At 38.7% G+C, this 15,665-nt stretch carries 14 protein-coding genes; 7 read left to right on the top strand and 7 right to left on the bottom strand.

The annotated features are described in order from the left end of the window. Positions 1 to 53: 53 nt before the first annotated feature. Both BLO34_RS05540 and BLO34_RS05535 read right to left on the bottom strand, forming a co-directional pair. Positions 54 to 275 carry a hypothetical protein gene (locus BLO34_RS05540; protein ID WP_090753296.1) on the bottom strand — a complete coding sequence of 74 codons (222 nt, stop codon included), beginning with the start codon at positions 273 to 275 and terminating at the stop codon, positions 54 to 56. 151 nt (positions 276 to 426) lie between these two features. Then, positions 427 to 2,418 carry an endonuclease gene (locus BLO34_RS05535; protein WP_090753293.1) on the bottom strand — a complete coding sequence of 664 codons (1,992 nt, stop codon included), beginning with the start codon at positions 2,416 to 2,418 and terminating at the stop codon, positions 427 to 429. Between the two features lie 127 nt (positions 2,419 to 2,545). On the opposite strand from BLO34_RS05535, the gene BLO34_RS05530 reads away from it, so the two are divergent. Together BLO34_RS05530 and BLO34_RS05525 are read left to right on the top strand one after the other, a co-directional pair. Beyond that, the gene (locus tag BLO34_RS05530) at positions 2,546 to 3,709 is read left to right on the top strand and encodes a DUF3095 family protein (protein ID WP_231959568.1); all 1,164 of its coding nucleotides are present in this window, start codon (positions 2,546 to 2,548) and stop codon (positions 3,707 to 3,709) included. Between the two features lie 84 nt (positions 3,710 to 3,793). After that, positions 3,794 to 4,954, top strand: coding sequence for a DUF3095 family protein (locus BLO34_RS05525; protein ID WP_090753290.1), 1,161 nt, complete (start codon positions 3,794 to 3,796; stop codon positions 4,952 to 4,954). A 110-nt stretch (positions 4,955 to 5,064) separates the two neighbouring features. On the opposite strand, the gene BLO34_RS05520 is transcribed toward BLO34_RS05525, so the two are convergent. Both BLO34_RS05520 and BLO34_RS05515 read right to left on the bottom strand, forming a co-directional pair. After that, positions 5,065 to 6,513 (bottom strand): glyceraldehyde-3-phosphate dehydrogenase, encoded by a 1,449-nt coding sequence (locus BLO34_RS05520; protein WP_090753288.1) that lies wholly within the window; start codon positions 6,511 to 6,513, stop codon positions 5,065 to 5,067. A 201-nt stretch (positions 6,514 to 6,714) separates the two neighbouring features. Beyond that, positions 6,715 to 8,115, bottom strand: coding sequence for a trypsin-like peptidase domain-containing protein (locus tag BLO34_RS05515; protein WP_090753286.1), 1,401 nt, complete (start codon positions 8,113 to 8,115; stop codon positions 6,715 to 6,717). Positions 8,116 to 8,226: 111 nt separating this feature from the next. Between BLO34_RS05515 and dapF the strand changes: the two genes are divergently transcribed. From dapF to BLO34_RS05490, 5 genes are all read left to right on the top strand, one after another. Next, the gene (gene dapF / locus BLO34_RS05510; protein WP_090753284.1) at positions 8,227 to 9,009 is read left to right on the top strand and encodes a diaminopimelate epimerase; all 783 of its coding nucleotides are present in this window, start codon (positions 8,227 to 8,229) and stop codon (positions 9,007 to 9,009) included. Further along, positions 9,006 to 9,527 (top strand): GNAT family N-acetyltransferase, encoded by a 522-nt coding sequence (locus tag BLO34_RS05505; RefSeq protein WP_090753282.1) that lies wholly within the window; start codon positions 9,006 to 9,008, stop codon positions 9,525 to 9,527. Before dapF ends, BLO34_RS05505 begins: the two co-directional genes overlap by 4 nt. Continuing rightward, on the top strand, positions 9,520 to 10,566 hold the full coding sequence (gene mltG, locus BLO34_RS05500) for an endolytic transglycosylase MltG (RefSeq protein WP_090753280.1): 1,047 nt from the start codon (positions 9,520 to 9,522) through the stop codon (positions 10,564 to 10,566). The genes BLO34_RS05505 and mltG overlap by 8 nt, the downstream gene beginning before the upstream one ends. 254 nt (positions 10,567 to 10,820) lie before the next feature. After that, positions 10,821 to 11,477 carry a hypothetical protein gene (locus BLO34_RS05495; RefSeq protein ID WP_090753278.1) on the top strand — a complete coding sequence of 219 codons (657 nt, stop codon included), beginning with the start codon at positions 10,821 to 10,823 and terminating at the stop codon, positions 11,475 to 11,477. A gap of 419 nt (positions 11,478 to 11,896) precedes the next feature. Beyond that, complete coding sequence (locus BLO34_RS05490; protein ID WP_090753276.1) at positions 11,897 to 12,913, top strand: hypothetical protein; 1,017 nt, start codon at positions 11,897 to 11,899, stop codon at positions 12,911 to 12,913. Positions 12,914 to 13,067: 154 nt separating this feature from the next. Here BLO34_RS05490 and BLO34_RS05485 read toward each other — a convergent pair whose 3' ends face one another. The 3 genes from BLO34_RS05485 to BLO34_RS05475 are packed head-to-tail and all read right to left on the bottom strand — an operon-like array spanning position 13,068 to position 15,374. Next, positions 13,068 to 13,466: a DUF2721 domain-containing protein gene (locus tag BLO34_RS05485; RefSeq protein WP_090753274.1), complete on the bottom strand. Its 399-nt coding sequence runs from the start codon at positions 13,464 to 13,466 to the stop codon at positions 13,068 to 13,070. A 17-nt stretch (positions 13,467 to 13,483) separates the two neighbouring features. Beyond that, positions 13,484 to 14,155 carry a YggS family pyridoxal phosphate-dependent enzyme gene (locus BLO34_RS05480; protein ID WP_090753272.1) on the bottom strand — a complete coding sequence of 224 codons (672 nt, stop codon included), beginning with the start codon at positions 14,153 to 14,155 and terminating at the stop codon, positions 13,484 to 13,486. Next, a complete protein-coding gene (locus BLO34_RS05475) occupies positions 14,148 to 15,374 on the bottom strand; it encodes a DUF1015 domain-containing protein (RefSeq protein ID WP_090753270.1) in 1,227 nt (408 codons plus the stop codon). Before BLO34_RS05475 ends, BLO34_RS05480 begins: the two co-directional genes overlap by 8 nt. Positions 15,375 to 15,665: the final 291 nt, after the last annotated feature.

Here is a 15,665-nt window from a genome sequence, read left to right as displayed (position 1 = left end):
GCGGAATAAAATAACTAAATGATACCCTTTCTAAGTCTGATGAAGAATTTACATTAATCCACAATCTCGTAGTCGATATCTAATTTACGCAGTGATCTAAGTGCAGATCCACGATTTTTATCTTCAATCTCGATGTCCACGGCGTCACCTTCCAACAAAATATCAGTGAGTTCATGAGCAAGGTTCTCGCTAGCCGTTGAAATTTCAGCGATGCATCGTGCTATGGCTCGCTTGTCAGGTCTTTGTGCATCACAGGAAAGGAGATTGATTTTCATGGGTATAAGTTAAGGAATAACTTTCAGTAGCTAGATTCATTGCGAATTGGTGTAATCGTTAGAACCCTAGTCGTTTCACTAAATGACGTTAACAAAAAAAGCAAAAACCGAAAGTGGTTTTTGCGTTTCAAATTTCATCTTAGAATATAGATTATTCTACGATTAACTTTTTAGAGCTAGACCCAGCATCGTTACTCAAACGAACCAGATAAATTCCGCTGGCTAGGTTGTGTTGTATTTGGGTATTGTTGAAAATTTCTCGTGATAGTGCTTCTCGACCTAGGGTATCGAATATTCTCAAAGAAATCGGTTCATTTACATTACTTATATAGAACATTCCTCTTGAAGGATTTGGATACACTGTGATTTGGTCTAATGTCTCCGTTGCATTAGAAAGAGTGTACGCTTGCCCTGCTTTAGGTCCAAAAACAAAGTCCACCAATTCTGGCCTATCTATAAACGGATTTCTATTGCGCTGCCAGTCATAAACAACATTATTTCTGTTCATTTCAAAATCATCTACTGGATCCTCTTCATGCCATTGTAATAAGGTTTCAAGGTCGCCTATCTGTCCCATGTCGTTTTCTGGATAGCCATCAATCACCTGCAACATTTGTGTATCAGAATAGTTATAGCGCAGTGTCATATAAAATATAGATCGAGCCACATCACCATGCCACGAGCCCTGGCTACCAGACGGGCCATTGTAACCTAGATTACTATTCTCGCTATAATTTTGATCACCTCTTGAAGAGTTTGTAGGAGCATCTGTCGCTCTTAAATGGTGTGCATCACTGTTACCATGGCGCAAGCTATCCACACTAGTTTCCACCCATACATTGATACCATCTGCTATATCATCTAAATCTTCTAAGCTATCATAGTCACCTCGTGATCTAGGAAAAACATGCTCTCGATTCCATCTGCCATTTCCATTGCTGCCGTCTTGAAATAAGACATCACTGCGCTCTATTTCTGAATATAACAACCATACTTTATTACTGTTGAGGGCACTGGCATCTGCATCCTTTAGAATGGTTGTGATGTCTGCATAAGTGTGGTGGCGCACCACGCCAGTTTCTGCGATGATGGAAGTGATGGCTTGTTCTAATTCTGGTCCTGCTTTATCTTCAAGAGTGTCGTAGTATCCATCTGGAGTTCTGGGTCTAACCGTTCCATAAGTTGGAGTTGTAGGGTTTCCATAATCTGCTACAGTGAAGTCATCGTCAATCACCAGGTACTCAATATTATCTTTAATTCGTTTGAATCCTACTGGAAGATCGTCATCTAAATCAACCCTCATGAATTCATCTCCTTCATCAAGATCATCATTGATCAACTCAAAATCTAGGGATTGTTCCGTTTGACCGGCTGGAATAAAAATTTCTGTAGTGCCATTGTAATCAGCTTCATTAAATGAACCGTTATTAAGACTAAAACTTAAGTTGAAATCCTCATCTGCAGCTCTTGTCAAAGTGAAGGTTAGGCTGAAAAAGTCACCTTCATTCAAATCTTCAGTAGCTGTAATTCTAAAGTCGACACCTATATATGAAGTTTCTGTCGCATCATTCAAGGAGTGCGGTGTAGGTGCTTTCACTTCATAAGTTCCATCTTCCTTGCGTTGCAATGAATTGGTGTTATTTGCTGCTCCTTCATTATATTGAACAGTTTCTCCTAGAAGATTTAATAAATTTTCGTTTTCTGCATCATTAGTGCCATAAACCAACGCTGCTACCAGATTGTCCTGATTTGCCAATGTTCGATCCGGAAAATCATTGGGTTCACCTAAGTATATAGCAACGGCATCTGCTCCATTTTGAAAGGTATTGCCATCACTTAATAATTGACGGTCTACCGCAGGTCTTACTTGTGAACTTCCTAAAACAACCAATCCGTTAACATCTGTAGTTAAACCATTAAGATCTTCTACATAATAACTGCGTCCCATTCCAGAAGAACTTCCATTAAACAAAACCATAATATAACCATCTAGGGATGTAAAAGGATCTGGTGTGCGTAATTCAATAAATTCTTCGAAGTCTGTACTAGGTGTATCTGCATCTAGCTCGTTGATGACTACTTGTGAGTTCGCTTTCGCGAAAGCGAAAACTATAAAAATCAATAAAAGGTAAAATTTGTTCATCTTGCAATTTTAGGGGACTTTGCAAAAATATTGATAGTTTCAAGATTCAACAATATCTTAATGTTAAGTCTATATCTTTTAATAGTTCATAAAGCTACATATCATTTTGATCTAGTTAAGTTTGATTATGATGTTAGATAGGTCTGCCCATTTTTATTCTGATCTTCATGCCTATACCGGTAAGTTGGTAGATATCTATTCCAACAGGATGCATTTTTGTGATGTACCTGAAGACTGGAATATCGTTGTGACAGACGTTGAAGGTTCTACCATTGCGATTGAAGAAGGTAGGCAACAACAGGTACACCTTGCTGCGACAGGAAGTATTGCAGCTTGTCTCAATATTTCAAGGGATGCTGGTATCGATATACCTTTCTTTTTTGGAGGTGATGGAGCAACGATTTTAATGCCAGATCTTATTTTGAAGGATTGTTTAATGGCCTTAAAATATCATCAGGAACGATGTCTAACTAATTTTGATTTTCTTTTTAGAGTGGGCTATCGCTCCGTTAAAACGATGAAAGCCAGAAGATCCATTTTGAAAATCTCAAAGTTTCAGGCAAATTCAAATCATGTAATACCACTTATTCAAGGTAATGCTCTTCAACATGCAGAATCTGACATTAAACAAAGAGATCATCAGGATTTAGGTATTTCTGAAATAAGTTCTGATTATTTAGATCTTGCGGGAATGGATTGTAAGTGGAACAAAGTCGCGCCACCTATTGAGACTAATGAAATATTAACCTTGATTATCACCTCAGTTAACGTCGATAACCAGCATGAAATCTATGGCGAAATCTTGAAAAAGCTGGATAAAATTTATGGTAATGATGCAAAGCGCAACCCATTAACCTTGGAGCATCTTAATGTTACTAGCAATTTCTCAGAGTTGCTGGATCAAGTCCAAATCCAGCGCAAGAGGTTCAGCTTTAGACATTTATTAAGGTCATTCATGAGCACCATTTTTGGAAAATATTATCTATATCATACTCAGGATGGTCAAGAATATCTACAGGAATTAATCGAACTAACGGAAACCCTTCTAATGGATGGTTCCATCAATACAGTGATTACCGGATCCAAAAAGCAGCGTAGAAAATTGATGCGTTATCTTGACGATCTAGAAGAAGACACTCAAATTTCTTTTGGTTACTATGTGAGTGAAAGTAGTGTGCTTTCTTGTTATGTCACCACGCTGGACGGTAATCATATTCACTTTCTGGATGGCGACAATGGTGGGTTTACACAAGCTAGTAAAGTGCTCAAGAAAAAATTAAGGTCTGAATAGCGGCCGACCATCTCCTTTAATTCTCAATGTCAATTTTATGATTGATTAGAGATGCAAATCACATCATAGTCATTAAGTTTGGTTATGGCGATTGCTCAATCAACAAAATTCTATTCTGATTTACATGTCTATGATGGGCCGTTGGTGGATATATATGCCAATTCTTATAATTTTTGCGAGGTACCAGATGATTGGACAATTGTAGTCACTGATGTGGAGCAATCTACCATTGCCGTTCAAAACGGTAAGCAACAGGAAGTAAATCTTGCAGCGACAGGTAGCATCGTTGCCTGCCTCAATATTGCCAGAGATGCTGGAATTGATATTCCATTTTTCTTTGGTGGCGATGGAGCAACATTATTACTACCCGAACAGCTCAAATCTCATTGCCTACAAGCGCTCACTTATCATCAAGAACGATGTTTAACATCATTTGATTTCTATTTGCGTGTTGGTTTTAGATCTGTAAAGGAAATGCGTCAACGTGGTTGTGCGCTCAATATCTCAAAGTTCAAACGTAACTCTTATCACGTGATGCCACTTATTCAAGGTGATGCATTACAACGGGCAGAAAGTGAAATCAAATCTAGTGAAGCACAGGAGCTGGATATCACAGAACTTGAAACCAAACTCCTCAACCTTGAAGGTATGGAGTGTAAATGGGACAAGATATCACCACCAGATGATGGCAACGAGGTGCTTGCATTGATTATTAATGCCACAGATGTCAATCAACAGCATGATGTCTACACAGCCATTCTCAAAGAAATGGACCGGATTTATGGGGATGACACCCAACGAAATCCTGTTACCATGGAACGTTTAAAAATGGTCAATAGCCTTAGCCAATTAAAAAATGAAGTGAAGATTAAATATGCATCTTCAGATTTGCGCAAGGTCATTAGTACTGCAGCAAGATCAGTATTTGGTAGTTTATATGTCAAGTTCACAGAAAAAGGGCGGAATTACCTTAACGAACTCATCCAACTGACAGAAGTATTATTACTTGATGGGTCGATCAATACAGTTATTGCTGGAACTGTAGAAAAGCGTAAGGAATTATTTAAAATGCTGGATAATCTCGAGCGTAACGACCAGATTCAATATGGGTTTTATTCCAGTAGTAGCAGTATTCTTTCTTGTTATGTGACAGCATTAGACGATTATCATATTCACTTTCTTGATGGTGATAATGGTGGTTATACTCGAGCCAGTAAAGTTCTTAAGAGAAAGATAAGCGCTTAATCTATCGGTACGATTGATTGTAAATAGAATCAGAAATAATTTTAAAATAAAATTACTTTTAATCATCCCGATTCGGAATAATTAAAAGCGATTTTATTCTAGTTCAAACTTTAGTAATAAGTATACCTGCGAACCTTTGCGATATACTTAGCCAGTCGTATTACTTGATGACTATAGCCATATTCATTATCGTACCAGACGTAAACCACAACTTTATTACCTTCTTCATTTACAATAGTGGCGTTCGAATCATAAATGGATGGAGCGTTAGAGCCCACGATATCAGTTGATACTAATTCGTTATCGATGCTGTATTTGATTTGCTCTACAAGATCACCTTCAAGAGCATACTTTTTCATAATTGCGTTGAGAGCATCCTTGCTGGTTCTAGTTTCTAGTTCTAGATTTAGGATAGCAAGTGATCCATTGGGAACAGGAACACGTATCGCATTTGAAGTAAGTTTACCTTCAAATGATGGCAGCGCTTTACTAACTGCCTTACCGGCTCCAGTTTCTGTAATAACCATGTTAAGAGCAGCAGCGCGACCACGACGGTATTTGCTGTGCATATTATCAACTAGATTTTGATCATTGGTATAAGCATGAATGGTTTCTAAGTGACCATTCACAACGCCAAAACTATCTTCAATAGCTTTAAGGACAGGCGTTATAGCGTTAGTAGTACAACTAGCTGCAGAGAAAATATCAACCTTGTCTGGATGATGTTCTTTGTGATTAACGCCATGAACGATATTGGGAATGCCTTTACCTGGAGCAGTGAGCAGCACTTTGTGAGCGCCTTTTGCTTTAAGGTGTCTCGCTAGTGCTTTATCATCTCTAAAGGCGCCCGTATTATCAATAATTAATGCGTCGTTAATTCCGTAAGCTGTGTAGTCAACATCTTCTGGAGCATTGGCGCTGATTATTTTTACGGTTGTACCGTTAATAATCAATGATTCATCATCCAGATTATAACTTACCGTTCCAGAAAAATTCCCATGAACCGAATCTTGGGCTAGTAGTGAGGCTCTTTTCTCAAGGACGTTTTCAGTGATTTCTCCTCTAGTTACGATGGCGCGCAATCTCAATTGGCTACCTTTTCCTGCCTTGCACATAAGCTCACGGGCCAATAGGCGACCTATTCTACCAAAACCATACAACACCACATCCTTAGGGATAATCTCTTCTGTTGCTTTGGCATCGTTCAACTTGCGAGCAACAAAGGCCTGAGCATCTTGTAACTCGTTTTCCTCAAGATGATATTCATAAGTCAACTTACCAATATCCAATTTTGAAGGTGGCAGATCTAAGGATAATATTGCCTGTGCTATTTCAACACTGTCAAAGATAGAAATGGGCTTTTGCACAAACTCGCCAGCATACTCGTGTAAGTTGATGATTTCGCTCACATTGCGATCGATCAATTGGTTTCTAAATAGTACCAATTCGATAGATTTATCGTACCAAAGATCACTAACTGCTTTTATAAAAGCCACGGCAGCGCGGCGGCGGTCAGTCTGGAAAGCAAGTTCCTTTTCATAGATATCTACTTGGCTCATGAAATTGAGGGTTTTATTTTTTGCAAAAGTAATCTACTCTAACGATTTCGTAAAATAAGGCGATGATTTTTTCGCTTTCGCGAAAGCGAACTATTCAATAGTACTGATTTATCAAAACACACGGATTTAGAAAATAAAAAATAGACACAAAAAAGACCCAAAGGCCAAAGCTTTTGGGTCGATTATATTTTTAAAGACCAATTAGTCTTTAGTCATTCTCCAGCGTTCTGTTTCTCCTTGAGGATTTTTCACCTCAAAGATCAATCGCTGCTTGGATTGTGCTTGATCCATTATGGACTTCAAACTTTCCACACCTTTAACTTCGGTCTCATTCACTTTAGTGATGACGTAACCAGATAGATTCGTATTGGCTAGGCTGTTTTTAGTACCTGTTATAAGTGCACCATTGTCAATTTTGTACTGGCGCTTCTCACCATCAGTCAAATCCCTTAGGTCCATGTCAAGTTCAGGAATTGTAACCGTATTGTTCTTAGTAATCTCAATATTAATAGATCTCTCACGCCCATCTCTCAATACAGCTGCAGCGACAAAATCACCAGGATTTTTAGTTCCTACATAGCCAGATAAATCTGCAAAGGACTTCATACGTACGCCATCAATGTTTGTGATGATGTCACCTTTCTTTAATCCAGCACGGTCAGCACCGCTATCTTCTACAACTTCAGAGACGTAAATACCTTCGGCGCTTTGTAATCCTAATTCTGCAGCGGCACGTCCATTAAGACTTCCACCTGAAATTCCCAGCATTCCTTTCTGTACAAAACCAAACTCCATCAAATCCTGAATGATTTTACGAGCATTGTTGGATGGTACAGCAAAAGAGTAACCTGTGTAAGAACCGGTAGGAGACTGGATCGCGGTATTGATTCCTATAAGTTCTCCACGATTATTAACTAGTGCGCCACCAGAATTTCCTGGATTCACGGCTGCATCAGTTTGCAAGAAGCTTTGCTGAGTTTGATCTCTAGTGTTGAGATCACGACCTTTTGCACTTATAATTCCTGCCGTAACTGTACTGGTTAAATTAAATGGATTTCCCACGGCGAGTACCCATTCACCAATTCGTGCCTGATCACTATCGCCAAAGGCGACAACAGGCAAATCTTCATCCACATCAATTTTGATTAATGCGATGTCAGATCCAGGCTCGGTTCCTATGACTTCTGCTTCATAAGTTCTATTATCATTTAATGTTACTTGAAGCGCACGAGAGTTTTCAATCACGTGATTATTGGTAACGATATAACCATCTTTAGTGATGATCACACCACTACCAGTACCAACCGTTTGTCGCAAGGGAACGCGACCGTACATTAAATCCTGCATGGTGGGATTACCACGGGAAACGGTGAGATTCTTTACGTGAACAACCGCGTGTACGGTTTTCTCTGCAGCTTCTGTAAAATCAACGGCGTTGGGAATGGCATTGCCTGTATAAGAAACTGGTGTTGCTTCTATTATTGATTCGTGAGCAATTTCAATGTTTGAATCGGTAGTTGGTTCAAAGAGGATTTTATAGGATCCCAATACAACCGCGCCACCTAAAACGGCAGCTCCGACAGATTTGAGTATGGATTTCATATAATTGTGTTTAAGTTAAAAACTGATTTAAAATTCTTTCATTGTGTGATCATTGGTGATTAACCCGTATTTAACAATCGTAATTTTTTACGATCCACGTACATTTGCAAAATGCAGTCCACTACGTTTTATAAATATCAAGGCACCGGTAATGATTTTATCATTATTGATGATCGACAGGAACAATTCTCCAAAAAAGATACCAAACTCACTGCTCGACTGTGTGACCGTAAATTTGGCATTGGTGCAGATGGATTGATCCTGCTACAAAACAATAGACACCATAATTTTACAATGGTTTATTTCAATGCAGATGGAAATGAAAGCAGTATGTGCGGTAACGGTGGTCGCTGCATTGCAAGTTTTGCAAGATTTCTAGGAGTCGCCACTGACACAACGACATTTGAAGCTATTGATGGATTACATCACGCCAAAATTTTTGACAACGGTAACGTGAGTTTACAAATGATGGACGTCAAAAACCTGCAGCTTTTTGATGGTCACGTGTTCACAAATACTGGGTCACCACATCATGTGGAGCTTACTGATAATATTGAGCACGTAGATGTTTTCAATCAAGGAAGACATTTGCGTACTGAACTTTACGGTAAGGAAGGAGCCAATATAAACTTCGTTCAACCCGTCACAGCAAATACATTTAAAGTGCGCACCTATGAACGTGGCGTTGAGGATGAAACCTTAAGTTGTGGTACTGGTGTAACGGCCGTCGCACTTGCCATGCATAAAACAGGGCAGACCACTTTACAAACCGTAGAGCTGCAAACTCCAGGAGGTCACCTTCAAGTTACCTTTGATCCAACACCAACTGGTTATGAGAATATCTGGCTTACTGGACATGCAACTCAAGTGTTTAAAGGAACTATCGATCTATGATCCTTGAAACTGACATATGCAAGCTACGCGCAGTAGATCCAGAAGATCTGGATTATATCTATCAATTGGAAAATAACCCGGCGCTTTGGGATGTTGGTCACACCTTAACACCCTACTCAAAATTTACCATACGTGAGTATTTAGAGAATGCACATCGGGATATTTATGAAGTCAAGCAGTTGAGACTTGCGATTTGCAAGAAAGATGACAGCATTGTTGGAGTAGTGGATCTCTATGATTTTGATCCCTATCACAAACGCGCGGGCGTCGGTATCGTGATACCACAGGATCTAGATAGATCAAAAGGTTATGCTAGTGCTGGTCTTCAAATGATGATCGACTACAGCTTCAACAGGCTGCGATTGCACCAGTTGTATGCTGGTATTGCTGTGGATAATGTGGCGAGCAGGAAATTATTTGAGAAGTTACGCTTTCGCGAAAGCGGAATAAAAAAAGACTGGATTACAACAGACAACGCATATAAAGACGAGATTATCTACCAATTGATCAATGAATAAATACAAAAAGATTTTACTGGGCATCGTCCTCATAGGCCTAGCTTTTATGGCAGTTTTTGCCTACACGGTTTACGATACGTTTTTCACTTCAAACACAAATTTTACTGAGGGCACGTATGAAGTCTTGATTCCAACAGGTGCAGACTACAATACGGCGTTTCTAGCAATGGCAGATGCTGTTGAGGATAGAGACGAATTGCACAAAACAGCCCAGCGCAAGGGATACATTAAAAATGTAAAGGCAGGACGTTTTATCATCGAGCCAGGAATGAGTAACAATGATATTATCAATGCCGTGCGTTCTCGCAACATCCCACTTAATGTAAGATTCAATAATCAGGAACGTATAGAAGATCTTGCCGGTCGTATCGCCAGCCAGATTGAACCTGATAGTTTGACGCTTTTAGAAGTGATGCAGGACAAAACCTTTCTTGAAGAAAACGGATTTACTAAGGAAAATGCATTGACCATGTATTTGCCCAATCAATATGAGTTTTATTGGAACAGCTCACCAGAGGCTTTCAGAAAACGAATGCTGGCATCATGGAAGAGTTTCTGGAATGAATCTCGTCTGGCAAAGGCGAAAGAGCTAGGTCTGACACCACAACAAGTCACATCACTAGCCGCTATAGTGCACAAGGAAACCGCTAAAAACGATGAACGCCCAACGGTAGCTGGCGTTTACATCAACAGACTCAAAAGCGGAATTAAATTGGATGCAGATCCTACCGTGATATATTCCAAAAAATTAGAAGACAGTGATTTCAATCAGGTCATCAAGCGCGTCCTATATAAGGACTTAACTATCGATAATAAATTTAATACCTATAAGTATACTGGTGTGCCTCCAGGACCTATCGTGACTCCAGACCTTAAGGCTATCGATGCAGTTCTTAATTATAAAAAGCACGATTACTATTATTTCGTTGCAGATATTGACAACTTTGGTTACCATGACTTTTCTAAAACATTGTCAGAACACAATCGAAAAGCAGATCGCTATCGTCGATGGATAAGTTCTCAAAATGTAAATCGATAGTCAAAATCTGACGTTTTGAGCGTCATTTTTTCTTCTGGAAATCTCTTAAAACGGATTTTAAGTTAATTAATTTAACAAATCCTCCATATTTCCCTTTTTTGCAATCGCCCTATTCATCACTTGTAGCGGCCGATTTTAACACCCTAAAACCTCTTAACTAACTGTTTAACAAACTTTTGTAGTTGAACTTGAATTATGTCGTAAATTTGCAGCGCTTTTAGAAAGGGTGACAGCAGCTTTCGAAATAGTAAACTATGAGAACAAACTTTGTAAACTTTTTAGCTTATCCAGTTGTTTTAATTGCTGGATTCTTTGTCTTCAAAAAAGACAATTTAAGCGTCAAGAGTATCCAAAAGCACCAAGAGTCAAAAATGACGTTTTTGACTAGTGCTACAAGACCTGTCCTTTACGGTCCCAATGAGGAAAGTTTTGAATCCTATACAAAGGATTTAAAAGAGTACTCGCTAGCAACACCTAATTCTGACTCCTTTATCTCTTTTAGAGAGGCGCTTGCGTTTAAGGAATCTCAAGGAAAGTACGGTGTGGTTAATACATTGGGATATCTTGGTAAATACCAGTTTGGTATGAGTACCCTGCGCACCTTTGGTGTGATCGATTCCTTAACCTTTTTGCAATCACCTAGGTTACAGGAACGCGTATTTTTAAAGAACCTTCAATACAACCATTCCATGCTGGAAGATTACATCGATATGTATGACGGCAAGGAAGTAGGTGGTGTTAAGGTTACAGAAAGTGGTATTCTAGCCGCTGCTCACCTTAGTGGTGTAGGTGGCGTGAAGAAATACCTAAGAACGAACGGTGCCGGTCGCAGTCGCGATGCCTATGGTAGTTCCGTTAGAGGTTATATGAAAAAGTTTGGAGGATATGACTTGAGCCACGTGCTCGATTAAATACCTTTCGATGATAGTGCAAGAGCCCGACTAATTTTAGCCGGGCTTTTTTTATGGATCAATGTCAAGTATTCTGAGTTGATCAAGATTTGAAAGACATTATATATAAGGATGGTATTGAGTTCGCTTTCGCGAAAGTGATTTTTCTATCCATTTTACAATTATCAAGAATAAATACCAATGGAGTGAAGGTGATAATTCTAGTCAGAGTCAGTAATTATCGATTAAAAACACGATAAAACGATTAAAAGTATATTTAGATAATTTTATGATATTGATATAAATACCTGAAAAACATTAGTTTAACTCAATTAATTACACTTAGTCGATAAAATGAGTTTGTTTAACGTGTGAAACAATCGGATATTTGGATCATCGAATCGGACGAACTGATTCAATAACACTTCATAACTCTACAAATGAAAAAATTTACTCTACCAGCGATCGCCTTATTAGTCGCTACAGCTTTCACATCATGTTCAACAGATACAGAAGGTATCGATGACAACAGCGCTCCTATCAATGGAGCAAAAGTTACCTTGTTTACAAGTAGTAACACATCAGGTAAAATCAACATGTTTGACTTTACTGATAGAAATAACATCACCAACAAATCTTTTAAGAGCGCCAGTACAGATGGTAATGGTATACACTATGATCCATTGAATGACTGTCTTTTTGAGGCGTCAAGATCAGAGAGCAATGTATTGGTTTTTGAAAACCTAGGAAACAATGAATCTGGAGCTGCACTTGCACCTTCATTAAGATCTGACGTACAGGTTGAAAACCCTAGAGATATCGCAATCGCAGGAGATAAGATCATTGTATCATCTGATGCTGCAGGTCCTAACGATAGCAACAAGTTTTACATTTATGAATCAACTCCTAACGCTGTTAGATTGGTCAACATCTATGAAACAGGTAACCAGAGCTGGGGAATATTTATCGTAGGAAACACTTTGTATGCAGCGGTAGATAATAGCGATAGAATAGCAGTTTACAACAACTTCTTTGATAACCAAAACGGTGAAGTAACTGCAGATGATTTCATCTTTATAGAAGGAGCACAATCTCTAAGAGGTATTACTTATGATTCTGTAGGAGATCAATTATTCCTTGCAGATGTTGGTAACCCACTAAACGATAGCGACGGAGCTATCCACACCATCAAAAACTTTTCAGTGATCTATAGCGGAATGAACAACTTTGCTACTATCGCATCATCAGATATCGAAACGATCACAGGATCTAGCACATTGTTAGGTAACCCAGTTGATCTTGAATATGACAACATTAGCAAAACTCTTTATACCGCAGAGCGTAGCACAAATGGAGGAATGGCTTTAGCTTTTGACATGAATACAACTGGAAACAGCAAGCCAATGATGAAGCAATCAGTTGCTGGTATCTCTAGCATCTATCTTAACGTAGAATAATTAGAATTAATAAATAAGCCGGAAGGCATTACAATTTCAAAGTACAATTTGTAGAGTAGATTGTAGAAAAGAGAAGACCCTTTACAGGGTCTTTTCTCTTTTAAGAACTTTTCAAAAAAATGATCGTTGATACTAATAGAAACTACAACAATATCTATTTACTAGATCTAGACATGTTTTGTAGTTGTATGCTCAACGCTCTAGTGGATAATTGTACTTCTATCAATGAAAGAAGAAGCGAGATCATTAAGGCTACAAGACTAATCCCAAAAACCAGCTTTGCCCAGAAATCCAACTGAACGTAGATTAAGAACATCGTCACTACCGCTAGTATAAAACTAATGATTGCAACCGCTTGCATGTTTTTTATTATTGTGAGTCGTTTGCGCAGTTTCTCTACCTGCAATCTAATAGCTTCAGATTCTGATTGCTCGTAACTGCTATGTAAATTTCTTATAAGCGCTGCAATAGCAAGATACCTAGCATTATAGGCGAGCATGGTTAAAGAAATAGCAGGGAAAAGTAATGCCGGTACACTTAATCCTAATTCCAAAATCTATAATTTATGGGTTAATCTCTGCTACCAAAAATAGCACTTCCTATGCGCACCATAGTGCTGCCTTCTTCCAGTGCGATTTTATAATCACCGGTCATTCCCATGGAAAGCTCTTTAAATTCATGTCTATCATCCAGCAAACCTTCTGATTTGATTTTTTCAAAGATGGACTTTAGTGATTTGAATTCTGCTCGAACTTGATCTTTGTCGTCTGTAAAGGTGGCCATTCCCATTAAACCGTTGATGTTGATATGTTCAAGTTTTTTAAAAGCGTCAGAGTTTAGAAAGTCCAGCAGTTCTTTTTCATCAAAACCGTATTTACTCTCTTCGTCTGCAATAAAAACTTGAAGCAAACAATTTATCACCCGATCATTATTGCGAGCCTGCTTATTGATTTCCTTAGCCAGTCGTGGTGAGTCCACAGAATGTATCAAATGCACGTAAGGAGCCATGTACTTGACTTTATTGCGCTGCGTGTGACCTATCATGTGCCAGTGAATGTCCTTTGGAAGTGTTTCCCATTTTTCGGTCATTTCCTGGATCCGGTTCTCTCCTAGATGTCTTTGCCCTGCATCATAAGCTTCCTGCAAATCGCTGTTAGGTTTGGTTTTGCTTACTGCTACCAGTGTAGCTTGAGGTTCGACGCTTTCGCGAAAGCGATCTATATTATCTGCTATTTTACTCATTTTCAAATTCGTATATGATCAACCCGCTAGGGAGTTTAGGTCTAATAAAGGTACTTTTGGGAGGCATTCTTAGGTTAGCATCTGCGATGGATTTCATTTGTTGTACGGTCGCTGGAAACAATCCAAAACCAACAGCAAAATCACCACGATCAATTTTATCTTTCATCACCAATAGGTCAGATTTACCATAGCTATAATCAATGCGGCCATCGTTTCTCAAATCTGCAATGCCTAGTATAGGCTGCAAAACGAGATCGTATAACATTTGGGTATCCAGATCATCCAGCGGTGTGTCAATCTTGTATAGATCCTTCCTCAAATACAGGCTGTAGAAATCACCATCCAAATACATGGAAAAATGATGTTTTTTTGAGGGTTTGTAAATCTCGAGACCTCGGTTTTGGATTCTGAAATATTGATCCAGCTGCATGAGAAAAGACTCTTTAGAATGGCCATTAAGATCCTTAACTAATCTATTGAACTCATATATATTGAGCTGACTTTCGGGAATGAGGAAGCTCATAAAATGATTGTAACTATCATTTTGTTCGCCTAATTCTTGAGCCAATAACGAAGAGCTGGAACTGCGATGGTGACCGTCTGCGATGTACAATTTCTCTTTATTTGAAAAAATACTCTCGATAGATTGAATTAAATCAGCATCAGTGATCGCCCAGATCTTGTGCTGATTAAAATCGGTAGTATAAAAATGGTAGTCAGGTAATTTTTTCTTTATCTGGCTGGTAATTTCATCTATACTCGCATCATCTTGATAGGTCAACAAAACGGGCTCTGCATTAAACCCCACAATCTTGAGATAATCCTTAAAAAGCACTTCTTTGTGCGATAAGGTGTCTTCATGCTTTTTGATGCGGTCATTGAGATAGTCATCAACGCTAGCGGCAGCAATTATTCCTGTATACTCATGATGCGGATCCTTGTTCTCGTACAAATAGAAAGCAGGAGCGTCTTCTTTCATGAGATGATTCTCCTCTCTAAATTCCAAGAACCTATTGCGAACCAGATTGAACCGTTCCTCACCAGTAATCTCATAGCTGTATTTGTAGCCAGGATTAAGAATATGTAAAAAACTAAAAGGATTGAACTTGAGCTGCGCCTCCAATTCCTCAGCACCATAATCCTGATAGGTGCGCGAGATCACATGCGCCGCCTTTTCAGGTGTCGCTCTTATTGCCTTAAATGGTTTAATGCTGGGCATTCTTTAGAAGTATAATTGCTATTTACTGTTTATTTTATATTTCAAAACAGCTATATCTTGTCTCTATATGAAATCAGAATGGTCTTATTTTTTAAAATAAAGACATAGCGAATCATAAAACTTTAGATTTGATATCTCTTTCTTGCAAATGCTTTATAGCATGGATTCCTTTACTTTAAGTAGGTGATCATTGCGAGAATCGAATTTCGGATCCCTAATGTTTTTAGTTATTGATTCATCGTATTTTGAAGACAAACCGTAACTAATGATAGTGGCTTTAGTTTCAGACTT

This window comes from Nonlabens sp. Hel1_33_55 (genome assembly GCF_900101765.1).
Lineage (GTDB): Bacteria > Bacteroidota > Bacteroidia > Flavobacteriales > Flavobacteriaceae > Nonlabens.
Note: the sequence above shows the minus strand (reverse complement) of the source record. Positions and strands in the feature narration are given on the sequence as shown.